At 65.5% G+C, this 24,556-nt stretch carries 26 protein-coding genes and 1 pseudogene; 17 read left to right on the top strand and 10 right to left on the bottom strand.

Going from position 1 to position 24,556, the window contains the following annotated elements; genetic code table 11:
* From QMX82_RS21340 to tldD, 7 genes and pseudogenes are all read left to right on the top strand, one after another.
* Window positions 1-298 (top strand): annotated as a pseudogene (locus QMX82_RS21340) (rod shape-determining protein MreC); the annotation flags it as partial.
* Window positions 298-786, top strand: a complete 489-nt coding sequence (gene mreD, locus QMX82_RS21335) for a rod shape-determining protein MreD (protein ID WP_208694413.1) — start codon at window positions 298-300, stop codon at window positions 784-786. The pseudogene QMX82_RS21340 and the gene mreD, both read left to right, overlap by 1 nt.
* Before the next feature lie 205 nt (window positions 787-991).
* A complete protein-coding gene (locus tag QMX82_RS21330) occupies window positions 992-1,594 on the top strand; it encodes a Maf family protein (protein ID WP_282287345.1) in 603 nt (200 codons plus the stop codon).
* Between the two features lie 61 nt (window positions 1,595-1,655).
* Window positions 1,656-3,110 carry a ribonuclease G gene (gene rng / locus QMX82_RS21325; RefSeq protein ID WP_208694415.1) on the top strand — a complete coding sequence of 485 codons (1,455 nt, stop codon included), beginning with the start codon at window positions 1,656-1,658 and terminating at the stop codon, window positions 3,108-3,110.
* 12 nt (window positions 3,111-3,122) lie between these two features.
* Window positions 3,123-6,953 (top strand): YhdP family protein, encoded by a 3,831-nt coding sequence (locus tag QMX82_RS21320; protein ID WP_282287341.1) that lies wholly within the window; start codon window positions 3,123-3,125, stop codon window positions 6,951-6,953.
* Between the two features lie 58 nt (window positions 6,954-7,011).
* On the top strand, window positions 7,012-7,851 hold the full coding sequence (locus QMX82_RS21315) for a carbon-nitrogen hydrolase family protein (protein ID WP_282287339.1): 840 nt from the start codon (window positions 7,012-7,014) through the stop codon (window positions 7,849-7,851).
* Window positions 7,852-7,962: 111 nt separating this feature from the next.
* A complete protein-coding gene (gene tldD / locus QMX82_RS21310) occupies window positions 7,963-9,408 on the top strand; it encodes a metalloprotease TldD (protein WP_158892217.1) in 1,446 nt (481 codons plus the stop codon).
* A 35-nt stretch (window positions 9,409-9,443) separates the two neighbouring features.
* Here the strand turns inward: tldD and yjgA are convergent, their stop codons facing one another.
* Window positions 9,444-9,968 (bottom strand): ribosome biogenesis factor YjgA, encoded by a 525-nt coding sequence (gene yjgA, locus QMX82_RS21305; RefSeq protein ID WP_133859845.1) that lies wholly within the window; start codon window positions 9,966-9,968, stop codon window positions 9,444-9,446.
* Between the two features lie 92 nt (window positions 9,969-10,060).
* Here yjgA and pmbA point away from each other — a divergent pair, with 92 nt between their 5' ends.
* Both pmbA and QMX82_RS21295 read left to right on the top strand, forming a co-directional pair.
* Window positions 10,061-11,410 carry a metalloprotease PmbA gene (pmbA, locus tag QMX82_RS21300; RefSeq protein ID WP_208694419.1) on the top strand — a complete coding sequence of 450 codons (1,350 nt, stop codon included), beginning with the start codon at window positions 10,061-10,063 and terminating at the stop codon, window positions 11,408-11,410.
* 224 nt (window positions 11,411-11,634) lie between these two features.
* The gene (locus QMX82_RS21295; protein WP_282287326.1) at window positions 11,635-12,249 is read left to right on the top strand and encodes a superoxide dismutase; all 615 of its coding nucleotides are present in this window, start codon (window positions 11,635-11,637) and stop codon (window positions 12,247-12,249) included.
* 67 nt (window positions 12,250-12,316) lie between these two features.
* Here QMX82_RS21295 and QMX82_RS21290 read toward each other — a convergent pair whose 3' ends face one another.
* The 9 genes from QMX82_RS21290 to QMX82_RS21250 form a co-directional block, all read right to left on the bottom strand.
* Window positions 12,317-12,589 carry an HPr family phosphocarrier protein gene (locus QMX82_RS21290; RefSeq protein WP_133859842.1) on the bottom strand — a complete coding sequence of 91 codons (273 nt, stop codon included), beginning with the start codon at window positions 12,587-12,589 and terminating at the stop codon, window positions 12,317-12,319.
* A 31-nt stretch (window positions 12,590-12,620) separates the two neighbouring features.
* Entirely contained in the window at window positions 12,621-13,475 is an 855-nt protein-coding gene (rapZ, locus tag QMX82_RS21285; protein WP_133859841.1) for an RNase adapter RapZ, read from the bottom strand.
* 1 nt (window position 13,476) lies between these two features.
* Window positions 13,477-13,941 (bottom strand): PTS IIA-like nitrogen regulatory protein PtsN, encoded by a 465-nt coding sequence (gene ptsN, locus QMX82_RS21280; RefSeq protein ID WP_208694420.1) that lies wholly within the window; start codon window positions 13,939-13,941, stop codon window positions 13,477-13,479.
* Window positions 13,942-13,959: 18 nt separating this feature from the next.
* Window positions 13,960-14,268 carry a ribosome hibernation-promoting factor, HPF/YfiA family gene (gene hpf, locus QMX82_RS21275; protein WP_007159519.1) on the bottom strand — a complete coding sequence of 103 codons (309 nt, stop codon included), beginning with the start codon at window positions 14,266-14,268 and terminating at the stop codon, window positions 13,960-13,962.
* A gap of 91 nt (window positions 14,269-14,359) precedes the next feature.
* Window positions 14,360-15,859 (bottom strand): RNA polymerase factor sigma-54, encoded by a 1,500-nt coding sequence (locus tag QMX82_RS21270; protein WP_208694421.1) that lies wholly within the window; start codon window positions 15,857-15,859, stop codon window positions 14,360-14,362.
* A 102-nt stretch (window positions 15,860-15,961) separates the two neighbouring features.
* Window positions 15,962-16,690 (bottom strand): LPS export ABC transporter ATP-binding protein, encoded by a 729-nt coding sequence (lptB, locus tag QMX82_RS21265; RefSeq protein ID WP_208694422.1) that lies wholly within the window; start codon window positions 16,688-16,690, stop codon window positions 15,962-15,964.
* Entirely contained in the window at window positions 16,687-17,229 is a 543-nt protein-coding gene (gene lptA, locus QMX82_RS21260; RefSeq protein ID WP_017640055.1) for a lipopolysaccharide transport periplasmic protein LptA, read from the bottom strand. The genes lptB and lptA overlap by 4 nt, the downstream gene beginning before the upstream one ends.
* The gene (gene lptC / locus QMX82_RS21255) at window positions 17,216-17,788 is read right to left on the bottom strand and encodes an LPS export ABC transporter periplasmic protein LptC (protein WP_158892223.1); all 573 of its coding nucleotides are present in this window, start codon (window positions 17,786-17,788) and stop codon (window positions 17,216-17,218) included. The genes lptA and lptC overlap by 14 nt, the downstream gene beginning before the upstream one ends.
* Before the next feature lie 82 nt (window positions 17,789-17,870).
* Entirely contained in the window at window positions 17,871-18,845 is a 975-nt protein-coding gene (locus QMX82_RS21250; RefSeq protein ID WP_208694423.1) for a KpsF/GutQ family sugar-phosphate isomerase, read from the bottom strand.
* Window positions 18,846-19,049: 204 nt separating this feature from the next.
* Between QMX82_RS21250 and QMX82_RS21245 the strand changes: the two genes are divergently transcribed.
* From QMX82_RS21245 to hisG, 8 genes are all read left to right on the top strand, one after another.
* A complete protein-coding gene (locus tag QMX82_RS21245; protein WP_187978685.1) occupies window positions 19,050-19,859 on the top strand; it encodes an ATP-binding cassette domain-containing protein in 810 nt (269 codons plus the stop codon).
* The gene (gene mlaE, locus QMX82_RS21240; protein ID WP_059314028.1) at window positions 19,859-20,653 is read left to right on the top strand and encodes a lipid asymmetry maintenance ABC transporter permease subunit MlaE; all 795 of its coding nucleotides are present in this window, start codon (window positions 19,859-19,861) and stop codon (window positions 20,651-20,653) included. Before QMX82_RS21245 ends, mlaE begins: the two co-directional genes overlap by 1 nt.
* On the top strand, window positions 20,653-21,129 hold the full coding sequence (gene mlaD, locus QMX82_RS21235; protein WP_208694424.1) for an outer membrane lipid asymmetry maintenance protein MlaD: 477 nt from the start codon (window positions 20,653-20,655) through the stop codon (window positions 21,127-21,129). The genes mlaE and mlaD overlap by 1 nt, the downstream gene beginning before the upstream one ends.
* 14 nt (window positions 21,130-21,143) lie before the next feature.
* Window positions 21,144-21,794 carry an MlaC/ttg2D family ABC transporter substrate-binding protein gene (locus QMX82_RS21230; protein WP_208694425.1) on the top strand — a complete coding sequence of 217 codons (651 nt, stop codon included), beginning with the start codon at window positions 21,144-21,146 and terminating at the stop codon, window positions 21,792-21,794.
* A complete protein-coding gene (locus QMX82_RS21225; protein WP_282287310.1) occupies window positions 21,791-22,105 on the top strand; it encodes an STAS domain-containing protein in 315 nt (104 codons plus the stop codon). Before QMX82_RS21230 ends, QMX82_RS21225 begins: the two co-directional genes overlap by 4 nt.
* A 73-nt stretch (window positions 22,106-22,178) precedes the next feature.
* Window positions 22,179-22,418, top strand: coding sequence for a BolA family protein (locus tag QMX82_RS21220; protein ID WP_007159508.1), 240 nt, complete (start codon window positions 22,179-22,181; stop codon window positions 22,416-22,418).
* A 22-nt stretch (window positions 22,419-22,440) separates the two neighbouring features.
* Window positions 22,441-23,706 (top strand): UDP-N-acetylglucosamine 1-carboxyvinyltransferase, encoded by a 1,266-nt coding sequence (gene murA, locus QMX82_RS21215; protein ID WP_208694428.1) that lies wholly within the window; start codon window positions 22,441-22,443, stop codon window positions 23,704-23,706.
* A 9-nt stretch (window positions 23,707-23,715) separates the two neighbouring features.
* Window positions 23,716-24,348, top strand: a complete 633-nt coding sequence (gene hisG / locus QMX82_RS21210; protein WP_208694429.1) for an ATP phosphoribosyltransferase — start codon at window positions 23,716-23,718, stop codon at window positions 24,346-24,348.
* Window positions 24,349-24,556 lie beyond the last annotated feature (208 nt).

The raw sequence follows: 24,556 nt of genomic DNA, 5'->3' as shown, positions 1-24,556 counted from the left end.
CGCCTCGGCTGCGCATCCGGCAGCCGCCAATGCCACGCCGGCGCCCGCCGCCGGCACCGGCAGTCGCAGCGCGACGCCGGCCAAGCCGCCCGCGGGCCAGGGCAGCAGCCCGGCCCATTCCGCCACGCCGACCAAGCCGCCCGCGAACGCAAGCGGCAGCGCGGCTCATCCGGCGGCGGCCAAGCCACCGGCGCAGGGCGCGACCGCCACGCCGAGCCATCCGGCCGCTAACGCTGCCCAACCGCAGCGTCGGGTGCAGCAACCGGCGCCGGAACTGCCGGACGAGGGTGATCGTTGATGGCGCTGCGCATCGGCCACAACGGGTGGGTGATCGGGCTCACCCTGTTGGTCGGGTTGCTGCTGTCCGTCGTGCCCATGCCCGAGTTCATGGAGATCGGCCGGCCGCTGTGGCTGGCGATGCTGCTGACCTTCTGGACCCTGACCCTGCCGCACCGCGTCGGCCTGTTCACCGCCTGGACGATGGGCATCGCCGAAGACGTGCTCTACGGCAACCTGCTGGGCCAGACCGCCCTGGTGCTAAGCCTGGTGGTCTTTCTGGTGCGCTCCCTGGCGCAGCGACTGCGGGCCTTTCCCATCTGGCAGCAGAGCTTCGTGCTGCTGGTGGTCTACGGCATCGCCCAGTTGCTGGCGCTGTGGCTCAACGCCCTGGCCGGCAGCCGGCCACCGACCCTGGTGTTTCTCACCCCCTCGCTGGTCAGCGCGCTGCTCTGGCCGTGGATCTACCTGCTGCTCCGCGGGCTGCGCCTCAGATTCGGCGTCAACTAAGGCTTGTCTGAAAAGTCGCTGAGCGAAGGTCAGGCAAGGCAAAAATCAGCGAGGAAGCGGAGTTTACGAAGGGTAAATGAGCATTCCGAGTTGATTTTTAACGCCGCATGACCGAGCGCAGGCACTTCTCAGACAAAGCCTAAGCTGGTTTCACCTGCAACAGGCTGGCATTCTCCCGTCATCTCCCGCCGTCTGGTTGTTGTCGATGTCCCAGCTCTACCTCGCCTCCGCTTCGCCCCGCCGCGCCGAACTGCTCGAACAGATCGGCGTGGCCTTCCAGAAGGTCGTCGCAACGGTGGACGAAACCCCGCATCCGGGGGAGTCGGCGGACGCCTATGTCGAACGCCTGGCGCGGGCCAAGGCAGCCATGGGCCGGCAGGTGCTGGCCGGTGCTTCCGCCGGCTGCGTGCTGGGCGCCGATACCTGCGTGGTGCTCGATGACCAGCTGCTCGGCAAACCCCGGGATCGCGCCGACGCCCTGGCCATGCTCGCCGCCCTCAGCGGGCGCCGGCACCGGGTGGTGACCGGCGTCGCCGTCGCCGATGGCGAGCGCTGCCTGAGCCGCGTGGTGTCCGCCGGGGTGGAATTCCGCCCCCTGGCGCCCGGCGAGGCCGAACGCTACTGGGCTACCGGCGAGCCGGCCGACAAGGCCGGCAGCTATGCCATCCAGGGCGCTGGTGCGGTCTTCGTGCGTGGCCTGACGGGTAGTTACAGCGCCGTCGTCGGGTTGCCGCTGTGCGAGACCGCGGAACTGCTGAGCGCTTTCGCCATCCCTTGTTGGCGGTCTGTCGGACGGCCGACCACCTAGCCCTGAGGCGCCTGGCGCCGCGGTTCCCTTTCTGCCCTTCCACGTCGTCCAAGAGTCCTCCATGAGCGAAGAGATCCTCATCAACATCACTCCCATGGAGTCCCGTGTCGCCGTCGTGGAAAACGGTGTGCTGCAGGAGGTGCACGTCGAGCGCACCCTGAGACGCGGCATCGTCGGCAACATCTATCGCGGGCGGGTGGTGCGGGTGCTGCCGGGCATGCAGGCGGCCTTCATCGACATCGGCCTGACCCGCGCGGCCTTCATCCATGCCGCCGAGATCTCCCAGCGCGAAGGCGCGGCGGTGGAAAGCATCAACGCCCTGGTGCGCGAGGGCCAGACGCTGGTGGTGCAGGTCACCAAGGACCCCATAGGCACCAAGGGCGCCCGCCTCACCACCCACCTGTCGATCCCCTCGCGCTACCTGGTCTACATGCCGCGCACCTCCCACGTCGGCATCTCGCTGAAGATCGAGGACGAAGCCGAGCGCGAGCGGCTCAAGGCGATCATGGCGCGCTGCGTGGAGAGCGAGGGCATCGAGCACGAGGGCGGCTTCATCCTGCGCACCGCCGCCGAGGCGGCGCGCGAAGAAGACATCCTCGCCGATATCCGCTACCTGCGGCGGCTCTGGCAGCAGATCTCCGGCAATCTCCAGGGACCGGTGCCGGTGCCCATCTACGAAGACCTGACCCTGGCCCTGCGCGCCCTGCGCGATCTGGTCGGGCCGCGCACGGAAAAGATCCGCGTCGACAGTCGCGAGAATTTCCAGCGTATCGGCCAGTTCGTCGAGGAGCTGATGCCCGAGGTGGCGACGCGGCTGGAGCACTATCCTGGCGAACGGCCGATCTTCGACCTCTATGGCGTGGAAGACGAGATCCAGAAGGCCCTGGAGCGCAAGGTGCTGCTCAAGTCCGGTGGCTATCTGGTGATCGACCCCACGGAGGCCATGACCACCATCGACGTCAACACCGGCGCCTTCGTCGGCCATCGCAATCTGGAAGAGACCATCTTCAAGACCAATCTGGAGGCAGCCACCGCCATCGCCCGCCAGCTGCGGCTGCGCAATATCGGCGGCATCATCATCATCGACTTCATCGACATGGAAGACGAAGAGCACCAGCGCCAGGTGATCCGTACCCTGGAAAAGCAGCTCGAACGCGACCATGCCAAGACCAACATCATCGGCATCACCGAGCTGGGCCTCTTGCAGATGACCCGCAAGCGCACCCGCGAAAGCCTGTCCCAGGTGCTCTGCGAGCCCTGCGCCAACTGCCAGGGACGCGGCATCCTGCGCACCGCCGAGACCATCTGCTACGAGATCTTCCGCGAAATCCTGCGCGAGGCGCGGGCCTACCAGGCCAATTCCTACCTGGTGCTGGCCAACCAGAAGGTGGTGGATCGGCTGCTGGACGAGGAATCGGGCAACGTTGCCGATCTCGAGGCCTTCATCGGTCGCACCGTCAAATTCCAGGTTGAGACCATGTATTCCCAGGAGCAGTACGATGTCGTGCTGCTCTAGGTCCGGGTCTTGATGTCCCTGCTCAAACGCGGCGCGCTGGGTCTGGCGCTGCTGCTGCTCGTCCTGTTGGCGCTGTATCTCGGCCTGGGCCGGTTGCTCATGCCATGGGTCGGCGAATACCGCAACGAGGTCGAGTCGCGCGCCGCGGCGGCGCTGGGCGAGCCGGTGCGCCTGGGCCGGCTCGAAGGGCGCTGGGCCCGCTGGAATCCGGTGCTGATCCTGCGCGACCTGAGCCTGGGGCGCGGCGAGGAGATGGTGCAGCTGGATCACCTCCAGGTGGTGCCGGATGTCTTCGGCAGCCTCTGGCATCGCCAGTTGCGACTCAAGTCCGTGCAAATCGATGGCGTCCATCTGGTCCTGCAGGAAGACGCCCAGGGGCACTGGCAATTGCGCGGCCTGCCGCCGCGGGCACCGGATGCCAAGCCCTTCGATCCGGGTCCGCTGCTCGATGGCCTGGCGCGTCTGGGTCATGCCAGTCTGCTGGATAGCCAGCTCAGCCTGATTCCCCAGCAGGGTTCGCCGGTGACCCTGAGGTATGCCGAGGCCAGTCTGTCCCGGCAGCTCAGTGGCGCCCTGGAACTGGCGACCCGTTTCCGGCTGCCTGATGGCGGTACGGTCGCGGCGCACTTCACCGCCATGCCGCGTCCCGAGGACTGGCGTGCCAGCACTGTCGAAGGCTATCTCAGCCTGCCCGCCAGCGACTGGTCCCGCTGGGTGCCGGCGGCCCTGACCCGGCAGTGGCAACTGCGGCGTGCCCAGGCGGAAGGCGAGTTCTGGTTCGCCTGGGCCGACGGTCGCCTGGAGCGCTCCCACCTGCGGCTGAAGGCGGATGAACTGACGCTCGCCTATGCCGACCATCCTCCGGTGCGCCTCCAGGCCCTGACCCTGGACGCCGACCAGCAGGCTGGCGACGCCAGCCAGTACCGCGGGGCCCTGGCGCTCAAGGCCCAGCTCGACGGCCAGCCGCTGGAGGCCCGCTATGGCCTGGGCTATGACAGCACCGCCCAGCACCTGCAGGTGCGTGGCGACCAGCTGGATCTCAGGCAGGCCGCCAGGCTGGCGCGGGATCTGGCGCCCTTGCCGGCAGCGGTCGCCCAGGCACTCCAGGCCCTGGCGCCCCATGGCCAGCTGCGCAATCTCAATGCCGACTTCTATCCGCAGAAGCCGCTGCGCGAGCGTCTTTCCTATGCGGCCAATCTGGAACGGGTGGGCTTTGCCGCCTATCACGGCGCCCCCGCCGCCGAGGGCGTCACCGGTAGCCTGAGCGGCAGCCTGGGCGATGGCGAATTGCGGCTGGATACCACCGACTTCATGCTGCACCTGAGCGACCTCTTTCCCGAACCCTGGCGCTATCGCACCGCCAGGGCGCGGCTGACCTGGAGCCTCGACGACCAGCGCTTCACCCTGGGCAGTGCCCTGATGCAGGTCACCGGGCCGGAAGGTGCCGCCAGTGGCGACATGCATATCCAGCTCGGCCTGCATCCCGAGGTGGACAGCTACATGGACCTGCGCGTCGGCCTCAAGGATGGCGACGCCAGCTACACCCGCAAGTACCTGCCGACCAAACTGCCGGCCACGGATTTCAGCCCGGAGCTGGCCCAGTGGCTGAGCGCCGCCATCGTCGGCGGCCGCATCGAAGAGGGCATCTACCAGTACCAGGGTTCGCTGCGCCACGGCTCGCCGGCGCACTCGCGCACCATGAGTCTGTTCTTCCGGGTGCACGACGCCCAGTTGGCCTATCAGCCCGGCTGGCCCGCTCTGCGCGAGGCGCGCGGCGATGTCTTCATCGAAAGCGACGGGGTCAAGGTGCAGGTCCCCGAAGGACGCATCCTCGACACCCGGGTCAGGGAGGTCGAGGCGCGCATTCCGCTGTTGCACGATGGCAGCGCGCCGCACCTGCGGCTCACCGCGCGGCTCGACAGCAGCGTGCGCGATGGACTGAAGATCCTCCAGGAAACGCCGCTGCCGACCGCCAAGGTCTTTGCCGGCTGGAAGGGCGAGGGCGCGCTCGCCAACAGCGGCCTGAACCTGGACATCCCCCTGGCCAAGGGGCAGCCACCGGTGGTGGTGGTCGAGCTGACGCCGGACAAGGCGCGCCTGGAACTGGCCGATCCCCCGCTGACCCTCACCGAGCTGCGCGGCACCTTTCGCTACGACACCCGCAGCGGCCTTAGCGCCCCGGATATCCAGGCGCGGGTCTTCGACCAGCCCATTCGCGGTCAGGCGTTGGCCGAGGGCAAACCCGACGATCCGCGCACCCGGCTGGTGGTGGACGGTCGCGTCGACGTCGACCAGCTGGCGCGCTGGCTGGGCAGTGAAGGGCGGCCCATCCCGGCGCGCGGCCTGCTCGGTTATCGCCTCGGCCTGATCCTGGCCGAGCACAGCGAACTGGCGGTCACCTCGGATCTGCGCGGGGTGACCATCGATCTGCCGGCGCCCTTCGGCAAGAACGCCGACGAGACGCGTGACGGCTTCTTCAGCCTGGCACTTAACGATGGCGAGCGGCGGGTCGAGGCGACCTACAAGGGCCTCGCCGATGCCGTGCTGCTGCTCGATCCCAAGGCCATCGCCAAGGGCCGCGGCGAGATCGTGCTGGGCGGCGGCACCGCCAATCTGCCCACCGCCGCCGGCTACGACCTGCGCGGGCAACTGGCGGAATTCGACCTGGCCGCCTGGCAGCAGGTCTACCAGCGCTATGGCAAGGCCGGGAGCGGCGGCAGTGCAGGGCAGGGCGGTGGCAACACCCTGGACGTCTCCAGCCTCGGACGGGGCGATCTCAACTTCGGGCGCTTCCTGGCCTTTGGGCAACAGATCGACAACCTGCGCCTCACCTATGAACCCCAGGGCAGTGCCTGGCAACTCGGCCTGGCCAGCCAGACCATCGCCGGCCAGGTGCGCATCCCGCGCCAGACTGGCCAGCCGATCGACATCAGCCTGCAGCACCTGCGCATTCCCCAGACGCCGGCGGATCCCTCGGTGGAAAGCGAGGCGCCGCGCCCCGATCCGCTGGCCGACGTCGATCCGCGCAGCCTGCCGGCGCTGAATCTGGTCATCGATCGCCTGGAGCTGGGCGGCCGTCTGGTGGGTGCCCAGCGCCTGCAGCTCAGGCCTTCGCCCTCAGGCGCCAACTTCAACGCCCTGGATCTCGACCTGCGGGGCCTCAAGGTGCAGGGCGCGCTGCGCTGGGAAGGCGCGCCAGGTGCAACCCACAGCTACTACCAGGGCCGCCTCGCCGGCGGCAATATCGCCGACATCCTGCTGGGCTGGAATTTCGCCTCCAGCGTCACCAGTCGCGATTTCCGTCTGGATGCCCGGGTCGACTGGCCCGGCTCGCCAGCCTATGTCGCCCTGGCCCGCCTCAATGGCAGCCTCGATGCCCGCTTCAATGACGGCCAGTTGCGTCAGGTGGAAGGCACGGCCTCGGCGCTGCGCATCTTCGGTCTGCTCAATTTCGAATCCATCCGCCGCCGCCTGCGGCTGGATTTCTCCGATCTGTTCGGCAAGGGCCTGAGCTACGACAGCATCACCGGGGTGCTCGACGCCCAGCAGGGGGCCTTCCGCACCCGCAAGCCCATCAGCCTCAGCGGGCCGGGTGCCGAGATGAGTCTGCAGGGCCTGCTGGACATGGCCAGCAACCGGGTCGATGCCAACCTCAAGGTGGGGCTGCCGGTCAGCAACTCCCTGCCGCTGGCCGCGCTGATCGCCGGGGCACCGGCCATCGGTGGCGCGCTGTTCATCGTCGATCGACTGATCGGCGATCGCATCACGCGCATGGCCAGCATCAACTACCACATCGAAGGCCCCTGGCAGAATCCGACCATGACCACGGGCAAGCGCGATTGAGCATTGCCCTGCGGCCGCACCGCTGCTTAGGATGGACGCTCCCTTCTGGAGTGCCTGCATGTCCATAGCCATCCTGCAGATGGTCAGCGGTCCCGCGGTGGCGGCCAATCTGCGCGCCGCCGAGCGACTGCTCGAACGCGCTGCCGGAGCGGGCGCGCGCCTGGCGGTGCTGCCGGAAAACTTCGTCGCCATCGGCCATCCAGCCCCCGCCGAACTGGCGCGGGCCGAGGCGCTGGGGCAGGGCGAGATCCTGCCCTGGCTCTCCAGTCAGGCGCGCGAACTGGGGCTCTGGTTGCTCGCCGGTACCCTGCCGCTGCTGCCCGACGGTGCCACCGAGGGCAAGCCCTGCGCCTGTTCGCTGCTGTTCGACGATCAGGGGCAGCGGGTCGCCCGTTACGACAAGCTGCACCTCTTCGATGCCGACGTCAGCGACAGCCAGGGCAGCTATCGCGAATCCGACCACTATGCCGCCGGTGAGACCCTCACGGTGGTGGACACCCCGGTTGGCCGCCTGGGCCTGAGCGTCTGCTACGACCTGCGCTTTCCCGAACTCTACAGCGCCCTGCGCGCCGCCGGTGCGGAGCTGATCAGCGCTCCCTCGGCCTTTACCGTGCCCACCGGCCAGGCCCACTGGGAGCTGCTGCTGCGCGCCCGGGCGGTGGAGACCCAGAGCTATCTGCTGGGCGCTGCCCAGGGCGGTGTCCACGCCAATGGCCGCAGCACCTGGGGGCATGCCATGGCGGTGGATCCCTGGGGCGAGGTGCTTGCCGTCCAGGCCAGCGGCGAAGCCGTGCTGCTCATCGAGCGCGATGCCGAGCGCCAGGCGGCGTTGCGGCAGCGGATGCCCGTGACCCAGCACCGCCGCTTCCTGCCGGCGCGCCTGGCCGAACGGCAATGACGGCCATTGGTCTTTTGCATCAGGGATCAGTCACTTCCGCGAGTAGGCTAGAGGTCACCTCGCGACCCTTTCATCGTTCCGACGCCCCCGGTGGCGTCGTCTGGAGTTTCCATGAGTGATTACCTGAATAGCGTCGGCTCGGCCCTGCTGGGCCCCGGCGGACTCGCGGTGGACGATCTGCAACCCGTGCTGCAGCGTCTGGCCGGACCCGGCATCGACGCCGCCGACCTGTATTTCCAGAGCATCGTCTCCGAGTCCTGGCTGCTGGAAGACGGCATCGTCAAGGAAGGCGGCTTCCACCTCGACCAGGGCGTCGGGGTGCGGGCGCTGTCCGGCGAGAAGACCGGTTTCGCCTACAGCAACGCCATTACCGGCGAGGCCCTGGATCTGGCCGCCCAGGCCGCGCGTTCCATCTCCCGCAGCGGCGCCGAAGGCCAGGTCCAGGCGTTTCGCGCGGTGGAGCCGGCGCAGCGGCTCTATGGCCAGGACAATCCCCTCGAAGTGCTGGATCGCGCCACCAAGGTCACCTTCCTGAAGCAGCTGGACGAGGCGACCCGCGCCCTGGACCCGCGCATCCAGCAGGTCACCATCAGCCTGGCCGGGGTCTGGGAGCGCACCCTGGTGGCCGCGGTCGACGGCACCCTGGCGGCCGACGTACGCCCGCTGGTCCGCCTGGGCGTCAGTGTCATCGTCGAGCAGAACGGCCGCCGCGAGCGCGGCAACAGCGGCGGCGGCGGTCGCTGCGACTACCGCTATTTCCAGCGTGACGACCGCGCCCTGGGCTATGCCCGCGAAGCGGTGCGCCAGGCGCTGGTCAATCTCGAAGCCACCGCGGCCCCGGCGGGCACCCTGCCGGTGGTGCTGGGCGCCGGCTGGTCCGGCGTGCTGCTGCACGAGGCGGTCGGCCATGGCCTGGAAGGCGACTTCAACCGCAAGGGCAGCTCCAACTACAGCGGTCAGCTCGGTCGCCAGGTAGCGTCCTCGCTGTGCACCATCGTCGACGACGGTACCCTGCCGGATCGTCGCGGCTCCCTGTCCATCGACGACGAGGGCACCCCCAGCGGCTACAACGTGCTGATCGAGAACGGCATCCTCAAGGGCTACATGCAGGACAAGCTCAACGCCCGGCTGATGGGCGTGGCGCCCACCGGCAATGGTCGCCGCGAATCCTATGCGCACCTGCCCATGCCGCGCATGACCAACACCTACATGCTGGCCGGCCAGAGCGATCCGGCCGAGATCATCGCCTCGGTGGAGAAGGGCATCTATTGCGCCAGCCTGGGCGGCGGTCAGGTGGACATCACCAGCGGGAAGTTCGTCTTCACCACCAACGAGGCCTATCTGATCGAGAACGGCAAGCTCGGTCGCCCAGTGAAGGGCGCCACCCTGATCGGCAACGGCCCCGAAGTCATGAACCGGGTGTCCATGGTCGGCAACGACCTGGCGCTGGATGCGGGGGTAGGGACCTGCGGCAAGGACGGCCAGTCACTGCCGGTGGGCGTGGGTCAGCCGACCCTGAAGATCGACGCCATCACCGTGGGCGGCACTGGCGCCTGATGCGGGCGCCGGCCGTGGCCATCGCGGACAGAGACCTAGCGCAGACCGCGCTGGCTCTCGTCGAGGGTGCGGATGTACTTGAACACCTTGCGCGCCGCCGCCGGCGGCTTGTTGTGCGCCGCCTCGTGCTGGGCATGTCGCACCAGGCCGCGCAGGTGCTGGCGGTCGGTTTCCGGATAGAGCGCCACGAAGGCTTCCAGCGCCTGGTCGCCCTCGGCGATCAGCCGGTCGCGCCAGCGCTCCAGAGCATGGAAGCGCTCGTTGTACTGCCGCGTCGAGGTGTCCATCTGGTCGGCCAGCGCCAGGATGGCTTCCAGGTCCTGGTCGCGCATCAGCTTGCCCAGGTACTGGACATGCCTTTTGCGCGCAATGTGCGTCTTGTGCTTGGGCGCCTCGGCCAGGGCCTTGCGCAGCGGATCGGTCAGCGGCAGGCGGTCCAGCTGCTCGGCCGGCAGACCGGCCAGGCGTTCGCCCAGATCCTGCAGCGCATGCAGCTCGCGCTTGACCTGTGTCTTGCTCTTTTCGCCCAGCGGCGCGTCGTCGTCGTAAGAATCAACCATGAACTATGGGGTCCAGCTAAGAATGGGCGCCATCATAACGAGTTGCCGCACGGTTGTCCGGCCTGGCCGGCGCCGTCCGTAAGGAGAACGTCATGAATCGCAACGCCGCCGTGGGTCCCGCTGCGCTCCCCGAATTGCGCGAACAGGTCGAAGCCATCCTGGCCGAGGCCCGGCGCCAGGGCGCCAGCGCCGGTGAAGTGGCCGTCTCGGTCGATCAGGGCCTGTCCACCTCGGTCCGCAAGGGCGAGGTGGAAACCGTCGAATTCAATCGCGACCAGGGCTTCGGCATCACCCTCTATGCCGGTCAGCGCAAGGGCTCGGCCAGCACTTCCGCCACCGGTCCCGAGGCGATCCGCGAAACCGTGGCCGCGGCCCTGGCCATCGCCAAGCATACCTCCGAGGATCCCTGCGCGGGCCTGGCCGACGCCGAACTGATGGCGCGCGGCGAATTGCCCGATCTCGATCTCTATCACCCCTGGGAGATCACCCCCGAGCAGGCCATCGAACAGGCGCTGGCCTGTGAAGCGGCGGCCTATGCTGCCGACAGTCGCATCGGCAACGCCGACGGTACCACCCTCAATACCCACCAGGGCTGCCGGGTGTACGGCAACAGCCACGGCTTCGTCGGCGGCTATGCCAGCACCCGCCACAGCCTGAGCTGCGTGATGATCGCCGGCAGTGGCGAGGCCATGCAGCGCGACTACTACTACGACGTCAACCGGATCGGCCGCGAGTTGATGAGTGCCGAGGAGATCGGCCGCCGCGCCGCCGAGCGCGCCGTGAGCCGCCTGGGCGCGCGGCCGGTGCCCACCGCCAAGGTCCCGGTGCTGTTTTCCCCGGAAATGGCGGCCGGTCTGTTCGGCACCTTTCTCGCCGCCATTTCCGGCGGCAACCTCTATCGCAAGTCGTCCTTCCTCGAAGGCGCCCTGGGCCAGCAGGTGTTTCCCGACTGGCTGACCCTGGACGAGCGGCCGCACCTGCCGCGCGCCTTGGGCAGTGCCGCCTTCGACGGCGAGGGCCTGGCCACCTACGCCAAGCCCTTCGTCGAGAACGGCCGCCTGGTCTCCTATGTGCTCGGCAGCTATTCCGCACGCAAGCTGGGCATGCAGAGCACGGCCAATGCCGGCGGTGTGCACAACCTCCATGTCAGCCACGGCACGGCCGACCAGGCCGAACTGATCCGGCAGATGGGCACCGGCTTTCTGGTCACGGAAATGATGGGGCAGGGCACCAACCTGGTCACCGGCGACTATTCCCGTGGCGCCGGCGGCTTCTGGATCGAGAATGGCGAGATCCAGTTTCCGGTCCAGGAGGTCACCATCGCCGGGCGGCTCGGCGACATGTTCCGCCAGGTCCTGGCCGTGGGCAGCGACGTGGAGCGCCGCGGCAGTCTGCGCACCGGCTCGGTGTTGATCGATGGCATGACCCTGGCGGGCAGCTAGTGCAGCTCACCGCAGACGTCGTGGAAAGGAAAATCCTGTCGAACGGGAGACAGCCCACCCCGTTACTCGTTAGTATCCTAGCAATGCACTAGGACATAGCCGTGCGGTCGAATCTGCTGACCGGACGGCCCAGGCTTCAGACGGTGCGCCGTGGCGCACCAGCCGTACACCCCATTGCCCAAGGGCAATGGGTCCATACCAAAGCCACCATGGAGACAATCCGCATGCCGCATACTCTGCCTCAGCTGCCCTACGCCTACGACGCGCTGGAACCGCACGTCGATGCCCAGACCATGGAAATCCACCATACCAAGCATCACCAGACCTATATCAACAACCTGAACGCGGCGCTGGAAGGCACCGAGTTCGCCAACCTGTCGGCCGAAGACGTGGTTCGCCAGCTGGACAAGCTGCCCCAGGACAAGCGCGGCGCCGTGCAGAACAACGGTGGCGGCCATGCCAACCACAGCCTGTTCTGGACCGTGATGGCCCCCAACGCCGGTGGCAAGCCCGAAGGCGCCCTGGCCGAAGCCATCGAGTCCCAGCTGGGCGGCTTCGATGCCTTCAAGGAAGCCTTCACCAAGGCTGCCCTGACCCGCTTCGGCAGTGGCTGGGCCTGGCTGAGCGTCACCCCCGAGAAGAAGCTGGTGGTCGAGAGCACTGGCAATCAGGATAGCCCGCTGATGACCGGCAACACCCCGATCCTCGGCCTGGACGTCTGGGAGCACGCCTACTACCTGCGCTACCAGAACCGTCGTCCCGAGTACATCGGCGCCTTCTTCAACGTTATCAACTGGTCGGAAGTGACCCGTCGCTACGAGGCGGCGCTGAACGCCTGAGTCGACGCCCAATAAAAAAGCCGCCTTCGGGCGGCTTTTTTATTGGGCAATGCTGGAGCAGGGCTGATCACTCACCTTCGTCGAAGTAGTTGTTGATCAGCTCGACCAGGGCGCGCATGGCCTCGTCGCTCTGTTCACCCTCGGTTTCCAGTTGCAGCACCGTGCCCTTGCCAGCGGCCAGCATCATGACCGCCATGATGCTCTTGCCATCCACGGGCGGCTCGCCACTGCGGCCGACGCGAATGCTGGCAGGATAGCGGCCGGCCACGCCGACGAACTTGGCCGCCGCACGGGCGTGCAGGCCCAGCTTGTTGATGATGGTGATCTGTTGGGCAGGCATTGAGTCTGTCCTTGTCGAAACAAAACGGGCGTCAGAGATCGCGGTGGCGAATCTGGACGTTCTTGAGCAGGTCTTTGAGTTCGCGACCCAGGCGATCGGCCAGATAGACCGAACGGTGATGACCACCGGTACAGCCAATGGCCACGGTCACATAGGACCTGTTGTTGGCGGCGAAACGCGGCAGCCACTTCACCAGGTAATCGCGGATGTCATTGTACAGGGTCTCTACCTCGGGCTGTTGCTCGAGATAGTCGCGTACCGGGGCATCCAGTCCGGAAAAGTCACGCAGGTCCGGCTTCCAGTAGGGATTGGGCAGGAAGCGCACATCGAACACCATGTCCGCGTCCACCGGCAGCCCGCGTTTGAAGCCAAAGGATTCCACCAGGTAGGCGGTACCGGGCTCCGGCGCGTTCAGCAGGCGCAACTTGAGGATGTCGCGCAGCTGATAGAGATTCAGGTGGGTGGTATCGATCTTCAGGTCGGACAGGTCGGCGATGGGCGACAGCAGCACCTGCTCGTCATGGATAGCTTCAGCCAGGGACCTTTCCTGGTTCGACAGCGGATGCCGGCGGCGCGTCTCGGAAAAGCGCTTGAGCAGTGCCTGGTCATCGGCATCCAGGTAGAGGACGTCGCAACGGATGTTGCGACTGCGCACCTGTTCGAGCAATTCGGGAAAGCGTTGCAACTGGCTGGGCAGGTTGCGTGCATCGATGGACAGGGCGACCTTGGGCTGGGGGCGCTCCATGTCGGTCAGCGCATGCTGGGCCAGATCGGGCAGCAGACTGGCCGGCAGGTTGTCGATGCAATAGAAGCCATTGTCCTCAAGCACGTTGAGCGCCGTACTCTTGCCCGATCCGGAACGTCCGCTCACGATGATGAGGTGCATGTCAGTGTCCGCTCTGGGCCTCGACGACGATCTGATAGAGCGCCTGACTGTCCCTGGCCTTGCGCAGCCGCTCGCGGATGTCGGCGCGATCGAGGATGCCGGCGATCTGGCGCAGCAGGGTGAGGTGCTGCTCGGTGGCGGCTTCCGGGACCAGCAGGACGAACACCAGGTCTACCGGGGCGCCGTCCAGGGAGTCGAAGTCCACGGGCTGCTGCAGGTGGAAGAGCACGCACAGTGGTTGTTGCAGACCTCCCAGGCGGCAGTGGGGAATGGCGATGCCATTGCCGAAACCGGTCGAGCCCAGGCGCTCGCGCGCCATCAGGCATTCATGGATGTGCGCCGCGTCGTGGCCGGGCAGTTCCTGCGCGGCCAGCTCGGCGATGCGTTCCAGTACAGCGGCTTTGCTGCCACCCGGCGCACCCGTCTGGGTGCGGCCGGGGGTCAGGATGTTTTCGAGTCTGATCATAAAGCGGCGATCGAAACCTCAGCGGACGCCGACGCCCTGCTGGCGTTCGATCGATTTTTCCTTGTGTTTAATCAGTTGGCGGTCGAGCTTGTCGGCCAGGAGATCGATGGCGGCATACATGTCGTCGTGCTCGGCGTTGGCAACCACCGCGGCGCCGGCGACGTGCAGGGTGGCTTCGGCTTTCTGCTTGAGCTTGTCCACTTCCAGAATGACCTGGACGTTGGTAATACGGTCGAAGTGCCGTTCGAGGCGGGCGAGTTTCTCGCCGATGTAGTCACGCAGGGCTTCCGTCACTTCAAGCTGATGGCCACTGATGTTGACTTGCATACCGCTTCTCCTTATTGCCGGGCTGCGATCGGCGAAGCTGCTCGCCGACATGACACGGGTCGAACGAAGCACGGTCACACATCAGGACGCGTCAGATCAGACGCTTGCGTTCGCTGGACGGAGCGATACCCAGGGATTCCCGATACTTAGCCACCGTGCGACGAGCGACTTGTATACCTTGCGATTCCAGTAAACCAGCGATCTTGCTGTCACTCAACGGCTTTTTCGCGTTTTCCGCCGCCACCAATTTCTTGATGATCGCGCGGATCGCGGTGGAGGAGCATTCGCCCCCCTCGGCGGTGCTGACATGGCTGGAGAAGAAATACTTGAGTTCGTAGATGCCACGCGGGGTGTGCATGAACTTCTGGGTGGTTACCCGGGAGATGGTCGACTCGTGCATGCCCACCGCCTCGGCGATGTCATGCAGGACCAGCGGCTTCATCGCCTCTTCGCCGTATTCGAGAAAACCGCGCTGGTGCTCGACGATCTGGGTCGCCACCTTCATCAGGGTCTCGTTGCGGCTCTGCAGGCTCTTGATGAACCAGCGCGCTTCCTGCAGCTGGTTGCGCATGTAGGTGTTGTCGGCACTGCTGTCGGCACGCTTGACGAAGCCGGCGTACTGGGGGTTGACCCGCAGGCGCGGCACGGCTTCCTGATTGAGCTCCACCAGCCAGCGTTCGTTGTGCTTGCGGACGATGACGTCCGGCACCACGTATTCGGCTTCGCCGGATTCGATCTGCGAGCCGGGGCGCGGATGCAGGGTCTGGATCAGTTCGATGACGGGCTTGAGCTCGTCTTCCTTGATCTTCATGCGCCGCATCAGCTGCGCATAGTCGCGGCTGCCGAGCAGATCGAGATAGTCGCTGACCAGGCGCTTGGCTTCGCCGAGCAAGGGGAGATTGGCCGGTAACTGGGCCAGCTGGATCAGCAGGCATTCGCGCAGGTTGCGGGCGGCGACGCCGGCCGGCTCGAACTGCTGGATGCGTCTGAGGACCACCTCGACTTCATCGAGATCGACTTCCAGTTCGGGATCCAGCGAGGCATGGATGTCTTCGAGACTTTCCTGCAGATAGCCATCGGTGTCGATGCCGTCGATGATCGCCACGGCGATCAGGCGATCGAGATCCGACATGGGCGCCAGGTTGAGTTGCCAGAGCAGGTGAGTCTGCAGGCTCTCGCCTGCCGAGGTGCGGGTGGTGAAGTCCCACTCGTCGTCGTCATTGCTGGGCAGGCTGCTGGCGCTGGTCTGGTAGATGTCTTCCCAGGCGGTATCGACCGGCAGCTCGCTGTCGCTGGGAATACGCTCGCTCCATTCGGAGTCGTCGGCCATCTCGTTGACGGCGACCGAGGTTTCCTTGAAGGTGGTTTCCATGTTGCCCGCACCCGAGCTCTCATCGCCTTCGCTCGAGGCTTCGCTCTGGTCGAAGTCTTCGCCTTCTTCCTGGCGTTCCAGCATCGGATTGGATTCCAGGGCTTCCTGGATTTCCTGCTGCAAGTCGAGCGTCGAGAGCTGAAGCAGACGTATGGCTTGTTGCAGCTGCGGCGTCATCGTCAGCTGCTGGCCCATCTTGAGGACTAGCGATGGTTTCATGGCTGCGGAATTACACCTTGTCTACCGACGCGAACAGCGCCACCGAACCTCGCGAACCCTGCGAGCGTTAGCAAATTATATGCCTTGTTTCCCTGGGTTTGCCTAGAGGCGGAATTCGTGGCCCAGATAGACTTCCTTGACCAGGTCGTTGGCGAGGACTTCCTCGGCGGTACCCTCGGCGATGAGCTGGCCGTCGTTGACGATATAGGCCGTTTCGCAGATGGTCAGGGTTTCCCGGACATTGTGGTCGGTGATGAGCACACCGATGCCCTTGGCCTTGAGATGGCGAATGATCTGCTTGATGTCGCCCACCGAGATAGGGTCCACACCAGCGAAGGGTTCGTCCAGCAGGATGAACTTGGGTGCGGTGGCCAGGGCGCGAGCGATCTCGACGCGACGTCTTTCGCCACCCGACAGGCTCATGCCGCGGTTGTCGCGGATATGGGTGATGTGGAATTCCTGCAGCAGGCTTTCCAGCTCGCGCAGGCGGCCAGCCTTGTCCAGGTCCCTGCGGGTTTCCAGGATGCCGAGGATGTTGTCGGCCACGGTCAGCTTGCGAAAGATCGAGGCTTCCTGCGGCAGATAGCCGATCCCGGCGCGGGCCCGGCCATGCATGGGCAGGGCGGTGACATCCTGATCGTCGATCAGTACCCGACCCTGATCGGCCTTGACCAGGCCGACGATCATGTAGAAGCAGGTGGTCTTGCCGGCGCCGTTCGGGCCGAGCAGCCCGACGATCTGACCGCTGTCGATGCTGACGCTGACGTCGCGAACGACCTGACGACCCTTGTAGCTCTTGGCCAGATGCTGGGCTTTGAGCGTGACCGTCATTGTCCCTGCCCCGACTGCTGCTGATCCTTGGGCTGGATGACCATGTCGATGCGCGGCCGCGGCGTGGTGACCTTGCTGCCGTTGGCGCGCCCGGCGTTGACGATCTGGCGCTGGGTATCGTAGACGATCTTCTCGCCTTCGAAGGTGTTGCCCTGTTGGACCACCTTGGCCTGATCGATCAGGATGATGCGATTTTCCTGGGCGAAATACTGGATCGTCAGACCATAGGCCTTGACGATGTCCTTGTCCGCCGAGGGCTTCTGCTCGTAGTAGGCCGGTTTGCCCACTGCGGTGGCGACCTTGATGTTGCCCTGGTTGTCCTGGGTCAAGGTCACCGTGTTGCCGGTGATCTTCATGCTGCCCTGGGTGATGACCACGTCTCCGCGGTACACGGCCACGCCCTGCTTGTCGTCGAGCTCGGCGCTGTCGGCCTGCACGCGGATCGGCTGGGTGCGATCGGTCGGCAGGGCCCAAGCCGCGGCACTGCCAAGGGTGGCGCCGAGGGTGAACAGGAAGGGGAGGGTTTTAACGAACCTCATGCTGGCCTCTTACGTTGGACAGCAGGAGCATTCTGCCGTCTTCTAGATACGCTTTCATGCCATTGGCCGTGGTCACCCCATTGGCGGCCTCGATTCTAACGGCTTGCTCGGTTTGCGCATATTGTTTGTCAGGAAAGACGGTCATGCGGGTAGTGGTCAACACCACCGGGCGGCCTTTTTCATCGGTACGCTCGACGCGCACGTCATCGATCAGCTCCGCCTGACTGCCACCGGGGGCGACCTCGGCGCGGGCACTGCGAATGTGCCAGGGAAAGTCGGTACCGCGAAAGGCCAGCATGTCGGGCCGGGTCACCAGGGTGACGTCGGTCGCCTTGACGTGTTCGCTGCGCTCCGCCTTGAGTTCGTACTGGATCTTGCCGTCCAGGCGATACTGGATCGTCCGGGTATTGAGGGCATAGCCGTCGATGGCGCTGTCTTGCGGGGTCGACGAGGCCGGAGCATCGACGAAGCGCTGCGGCAGGATGTTCCAGTAGCCGATCGCGATGAGCGCGGCGGCGATCAGGACCAACAGCACGGGGCGGCGCAAGCTGCGAAACATGAGGGTACCTGTGGTGGGCCGCACCAGCGGCGGCGGGTTGAACACGAGATTGCGGCGTATTAGTCGGGCAGTATAACCCGGCCTACAGCACCCCGGCGCGTAGCAGGTCACCCATGTTGAGGGCGCCGATCGGCCGGTGCTCGTCATCGATCACCACCAGCGCGTTGATCTTGTGCTCTTCCATGATCTTCAGCGCCTCGGCGGCGAGCATCTGCGCCCGGGCGGTTCGACCGCCACGGGTCATCACGGTTGCGATCGCCGTGGTGCGCACGTCGATGCCGCGATCCAGGGCGCGCCGCAGATCGCCGTCGGTGAAGATGCCGGCCAGGCGGCCATCGGTGGCGAGCACGCTGGTCATGCCCAGCCCCTTGCGCGACATCTCCAGCAGGGCATCGGAGACCAGGGTGTCTTCGCTGACCTGTGGCAGGTCGGCGCCGGCATGCATGACGTTTTCCACCTTGAGCAGCAGGCGCCGACCCAGGGCGCCACCCGGGTGGGAAAAGGCGAAATCCTCGGCGGTGAAGCCGCGGGCCTCGAGCAGCGCGATGGCCAGGGCGTCGCCCAGCACCAGGGCGACGGTGGTGGAGGAGGTGGGCGCCAGATTGAGCGGGCAGGCCTCGGTGGCGACGCTGGTATCCAGGTTGACGTCCGCGGCCTTGGCCAGCGGCGAGGCCGGATTGCCGGCAAAGCTGATCAGCGGGACGCCAAGGCGCTTGATCAGCGGCAGCAGGGTCAGGATCTCGCTGGAGGTGCCCGACTGGGAGATGGCGATGATGACGTCATCGCGGGTGATCATGCCCATGTCGCCATGGCTGGCTTCCGCCGGATGCACGAAGAAGGCCGGACTGCCGGTGCTGGCCAGGGTCGCGGCGATCTTGTTGCCGACATGTCCGGATTTGCCCATGCCCAGGACCACGATGCGCCCGCGGCAGGCGAGCAGGTGGCGACAGGCGGCGGCAAAGCTTTCGTCGATGCGTTCGCCCAGGGCGGCCACGGCCGCTCGCTCTACATCTATGGTGCGCTTGGCGGAGGCGATGAAATCTATTGAGTCGGGCATGGGTCAGAAGGCAGGTGACGGAACAATCGGAAATTATATGCGCAAAGCCGCGACACTCAGCAACGCCGCCCGCAGTTCAGGAGTCTCATCGGCAACGAATGCTATAGTGCCGCCCTTTTGCCGGGGCCGCCGAGCGCGAGAGCCGCGTGCCCTGAAGCGGCGGAGCGGCGTCTCCCTGCACAGAGTTGAACCTTAGGAGTCTCGATGACCGTCGATAGCCCGTACGCCGTGGAGCTAAAGGGCGTTTCCTTCAAGCGCGGCACGCGTCTCATCTACGACCGGGTCGATATCCGCATCCCGCGGGGCAAGGTCACCGGGATCATGGGACCGTCCGGCAGTGGCAAGACCACCCTGTTGCGCCTCATCGCCGCCCAGTTGCGACCGAGCAGTGGCGAGATCTGGGTCAATGGCGCCAATCTGCCGCAGCTGTCCCGGGGTGAGCTGTTCGACATGCGCCGGCAGATGGGCGTGCTGTTCCAGAGCGGCGCGCTGTTCACCGATCTCGATGTCTTCGAGAACGTGGCCTTTCCGCTGCGGGTGCACACCAAGCTGCCCGAGGAGATGATCCGCGACATCGTCCTGCTCAAGCTGCAGGCGGTGGGCCTGCGCGGTGCCGTCGAGCTGATGCCGGACGAGCTGTCCGGCGGCATGAAGCGCCGGGTCGCCCTGGCGCGGGCCATCGCCCTGGATCCGCAGATCCTCATGTACGACGAGCCCTTCGTCGGCCAGGACCCCATCGCCATGGGCGTGCTGGTACGGCTCATCCGGCTGCTCAACCAGGCGCTGGGGCTGACCAGCATCGTGGTCTCCCACGACCTGGCCGAGACCGCCAGCATCGCCGACTATCTCTATGTGGTCGGCGATACCAAGGTGCTCGGGCAGGGCACGCCGAAGGAGTTGCGCGAATCGCCCGATCCGCGGGTTCGCCAGTTCATGCAGGGCATCCCCGATGGCCCGGTACCCTTCCACTACGCCGCGCCGGATCTGCGCGATGCCTTGCTGGGGAAACACTGATGCGTAAGGTCTCCGCCGTGGAGCGGATTCGTCGGCTGGGCAAGGCCGGGCTGGACGTCGTGGCGGCCATCGGCCGCTCGGTCATCGTCCTGCTCCTGGCGGTGTTCGGTCGCGGTGGTGTGGGCAGCGGCCTGCAGCTGCTGGGCAAGCAACTCTATTCCGTGGGCGTGATGTCACTGCCGATCATTGTGGTGTCGGGCTTCTTCATCGGCATGGTGATCGCCCTGCAGGGCTACAACATCCTGGTCAAGTACGGCTCCGAGCAGGCGGTAGGGCAGATGGTCGCCCTCACGCTGCTGCGCGAGCTGGGCCCAGTGGTGACGGCTTTGCTGTTCGCCGGTCGGGCCGGTTCTGCGCTGACCGCCGAGATCGGCAACATGAAATCCACCGAGCAGCTGTCCAGCCTGGAAATGATCGGCGTGGATCCGCTCAAGTACATCGTCGCGCCGCGTTTCTGGGCCGGCTTCATTTCCATGCCTTTGCTGGCCGCCATGTTCAACGTGGTGGGCATCTGGGGCGCAGCCATGGTCGCCATCGACTGGCTCGGTGTTTATGACGGCTCCTTCTGGGCCACCATGCAGAACAGCGTGATGCTCAGCGACGTGCTCAACGGCGTGATCAAGAGCCTGGTGTTCGCCTTCGTGGTGACCTGGGTGGCCGTCTTCCAGGGGTATGACTGCGAGCCGACCTCCGAAGGCATTGGCCGCGCCACCACCCGTACCGTCGTCTATGCGTCGCTTGCCGTGCTCGGCCTCGACTTCATTCTTACCGCCCTGATGTTTGGAGATCTCTGATGCAAACCCGCACCCAGGAAATCGGTGTCGGACTCTTCCTGCTGGCCGGCGTGCTCGCATTGCTGCTGCTGGCGCTGCGGGTAAGCGGTCTGACGATGAGCGACCATCACGATACCTACAAGGTCTATGCCTACTTCGACAACATCGCCGGTCTCACCGTGAGATCGCGGGTGACCATGTCGGGCGTGACCATCGGCAAGGTCACCGCCATCGATCTCGACCGCAACAGCTACCGGGGTCGGGTCACCATGCTGATCGACAAGCAGGTGGACAACCTGCCGACCGACTCCATCGCCTCGATCCTGACCGCCGGCCTGCTCGGCGAGAAATACATCGGCATCAGCGTGGGTGGGGACGAACAGGTACTCAAGGAAGGCTCGACCATTCGAGATACACAATCCTCGCTGGTTCTCGAAGACCTGATCGGCAAATTCCTGCTCAATTCGGTCAATAAAGACTCTTCCGCCAATAAATGATGAGAGGCTTCTCCATGCTCAAGCTACTTCGTCACGGAGTGATCGCGATCCTGGCCCTGCTGCCCCTGGTGTCCCAGGCGGCGCCCTCGGCCCACGACGTGATCCAGCAGACCACCAGCACGCTGCTCAGCGATCTCGAGGCCAATCGCGACAAGTATCGCAGCAGCCCGGAAGCCTTCTACGATTCGCTCAACAACATCCTCGGCCCGGTGGTGGATGTCGAAGGCATCTCGCGCAGCATCATGACCGTGCGCTACAGCCGCAGCGCCTCGCCGGAGCAAATGACGCGCTTCCAGGAAAACTTCAAGCGCAGCCTAATGCAGTTCTATGGCAATGCGCTGCTGGAGTACAACAACCAGGGTATCCGGGTACTGCCCGAGGGGCCGTCCGACGGTCCCGACCGCACCAGCGTTGGCATGGAGGTCAAGGGCAACAATGGCGCCGTCTATCCGGTGCAGTACAGCATGGTCAAGCAGGGCAACGAGTGGAAGGTGCGTAACGTCATCATCAACGGCCTGAACCTCGGCAAGCTGTTCCGCGACCAGTTCGCCCAGGCGATGCAGGAAAACGGCAACGACCTGGACAAGACCATCAACAACTGGGCGGGCACCGTGGCCAAGGCCAAGGATTCTCCCGAGGCCCAGAAGGCCAAGGTCGGTTCGTGAGTCGCGCTGCCATCACTGGCGAAGGCGCCCGGTTGCACCTGTCGGGCGTGCTCGATCATGCCAATGTGCCCACCCTGCGCGACCAGGGCAGGGCGCTGATGGGTAAGGGCAGCGGGCCGCTGGTGCTCGATTGCGTCGGTGTCGAGCATTCCAACAGTGCCGGTCTGGCGCTGTTGCTGGCCTGGTTGCGCGATGCCCAGGCCGCGGGTCGTTCGCTGACCATCGCTGGCCTGCCCTCCGAGTTGCGGCAGATCGCCGACGTCTCGGATGCCCTCGAACTGCTGCCCCTGGCGGACGACGCTCACGGGTAGCGGTCATCGCAGTCGCCGTACAGCCGGTTTTTTTGTATGATCGCCGGCTGTACTAGATTGCCGAGGTGCCGCCATGCAGGCCCAAGAAGTCAAAAGCCTCCTTGAGGCAAAACTGGCCGATACCCAGGTCGAAGTGGAAGGCGAGGGCTGTAATTTCCAGCTCTACCTGATCAGCGACGAGCTCCAGGCACTCAGCCCGGTCAAGCGTCAGCAGCAGGTCTACTCCCATCTCCAGCCGCAGATCGCCGATGGCAGCATTCACGCTGTCACCATGAAATTCTTCACCCGTGCTGCCTGGGCCGAACGCGCCTGATTCGCAGCGCCGAGAACTCGCTATGGACAAACTGATCATTACCGGCGGCAACTGCCTGAACGGTGAAATTCGCATTTCCGGGGCCAAGAACTCCGCCCTGCCGATCCTCGCCGCGACCCTGCTCGCCGATACCCCGGTGACCGTCGCCAACCTGCCGCACCTGCACGACATCACCACCATGATCGAGCTGTTCGGCCGCATGGGCGTCCAGCCGGTTATCGGCGAAAAGCTCAACGTCGAGGTGGATGCGTCCAGCATCAAGACCCTGGTCGCGCCCTATGAACTGGTCAAGACCATGCGCGCCTCGATCCTGGTGCTGGGCCCGATGGTCGCGCGCTTCGGCGAAGCGGAAGTCGCCCTGCCCGGCGGTTGCGCCATCGGCTCGCGTCCGGTCGATCTGCACCTGCGCGGCCTGGAGGCCATGGGTGCCAAGATCACCGTCGAAGGCGGCTACATCAAGGCCAAGGCGCCGGCCGGCGGCCTGCGCGGTGCCCACTACTATTTCGATACCGTCAGCGTGACCGGTACCGAGAACGTCCTGATGGCCGCCACCCTGGCCAAGGGTCGCAGCGTGATCCAGAACGCCGCTCGTGAGCCCGAGGTCGTCGATCTGGCCAACTGCCTGATTGCCATGGGTGCCAACATCCAGGGCGCCGGTACCGACACCATCACCGTGGAAGGCGTCGAGCGCCTGGGCGGCGCCACCTATTCGGTGCTGCCGGACCGCATCGAGACCGGCAGCTACCTGGTCGCCGCCGCTGCCACCCGCGGCCGCGTCAAGCTCAAGGACACCGATCCGACCATCCTCGAGGCCGTGCTGGCCAAGCTGGAAGAGGCCGGTGCCCACATCTCGACCGGCAGCAACTGGATCGAACTGGACATGAAGGGCAATCGCCCCCGCGCGGTCAACATCCGCACGGCGCCCTATCCGGCGTTCCCCACCGACATGCAGGCCCAGTTCATTTCCATGAACGCCGTCGCCGAAGGCACCGGTACCGTGGTCGAGACCATCTTCGAGAACCGCTTCATGCACGTTCACGAGATGGTGCGCATGGGCGCCAACATCGCCATCGAAGGCAATGCCGCCATCGTCACCGGGGTCCAGCGCCTCAAGGCTGCCCCGGTCATGGCGACCGACCTGCGCGCCTCGGCGAGCCTGGTCATCGCGGCCCTGGTGGCCGAAGGCGATACCCTGATCGATCGCATCTACCACATCGACCGCGGCTACGAATGCATCGAGGAGAAATTCCAGCTGCTCGGTGCCAAGATTCGTCGTACGCCCAAGTAAGGATCTCCGATGCTGACCATCGCCCTGTCCAAGGGCCGTATCCTCGACGACACCCTGCCGCTGCTGGCGGCGGCGGGGATCGCCCCGACCGAGAATCCGGACAAGAGCCGCAAGCTCATCATCCCGACCACGCAGGACGATGTGCGCCTGCTCATCGTCCGCGCCACCGATGTGCCCACCTACGTGGAGCATGGCGCCGCGGACCTGGGCGTAGCCGGCAAGGACGTGCTGATGGAATACGGCGGCGATGGCCTCTATGAGCCGTTGGATCTGCGCATCGCCCGCTGCAAGCTGATGACCGCGGGCGCCGTGGGCGCTCCGGCGCCGCGTGGCCGGCTGCGGGTGGCGACCAAGTTCGTCAATGTCGCCAAGCGCTACTATGCCGAGCAGGGCCGTCAGGTCGACATCATCAAGCTGTATGGCTCGATGGAGCTGGCACCGCTGGTGGGGCTGGCCGACAAGATCATCGACGTGGTCGATACCGGCAATACCCTCAAGGCCAACGGTCTCGAACCCCAGGAGCTGATCGCCCACATCAGCTCGCGCTTGATCGTCAACAAGGCCTCGATGAAGATGCAGCACGGTCGTATCCAGGCGCTCATCGAGACCCTGCGCCAGGCCGTCGAGGCGCGCGGCGCCTGAGAACCTGTTCAAAGCCTGCTGCGCGTCGGCCAAACTACGTTGAAAATGGCTTCGGAATGCTCATTTACCACTCGTAAACTCCGCTTCCTCAGCCATTTTCGCCTTGTTTGTCTCTAGCTCGCGAGACTTTGAACAGGCTCTGGGTCCTGGCCGGCAGGTTGTTGGCGGCCAGGACCGCGTCCCTCCCTCCAGCTTCGCCTATCCCTGG

The organism is Pseudomonas sp. PS02302 (assembly GCF_029959585.1).
Classification (GTDB): domain Bacteria; phylum Pseudomonadota; class Gammaproteobacteria; order Pseudomonadales; family Pseudomonadaceae; genus Chryseomonas; species Chryseomonas aestiva.
The sequence above is the reverse complement of the archived record's forward strand: the minus strand, read 5'-3'. Positions and strand labels throughout refer to the sequence as shown.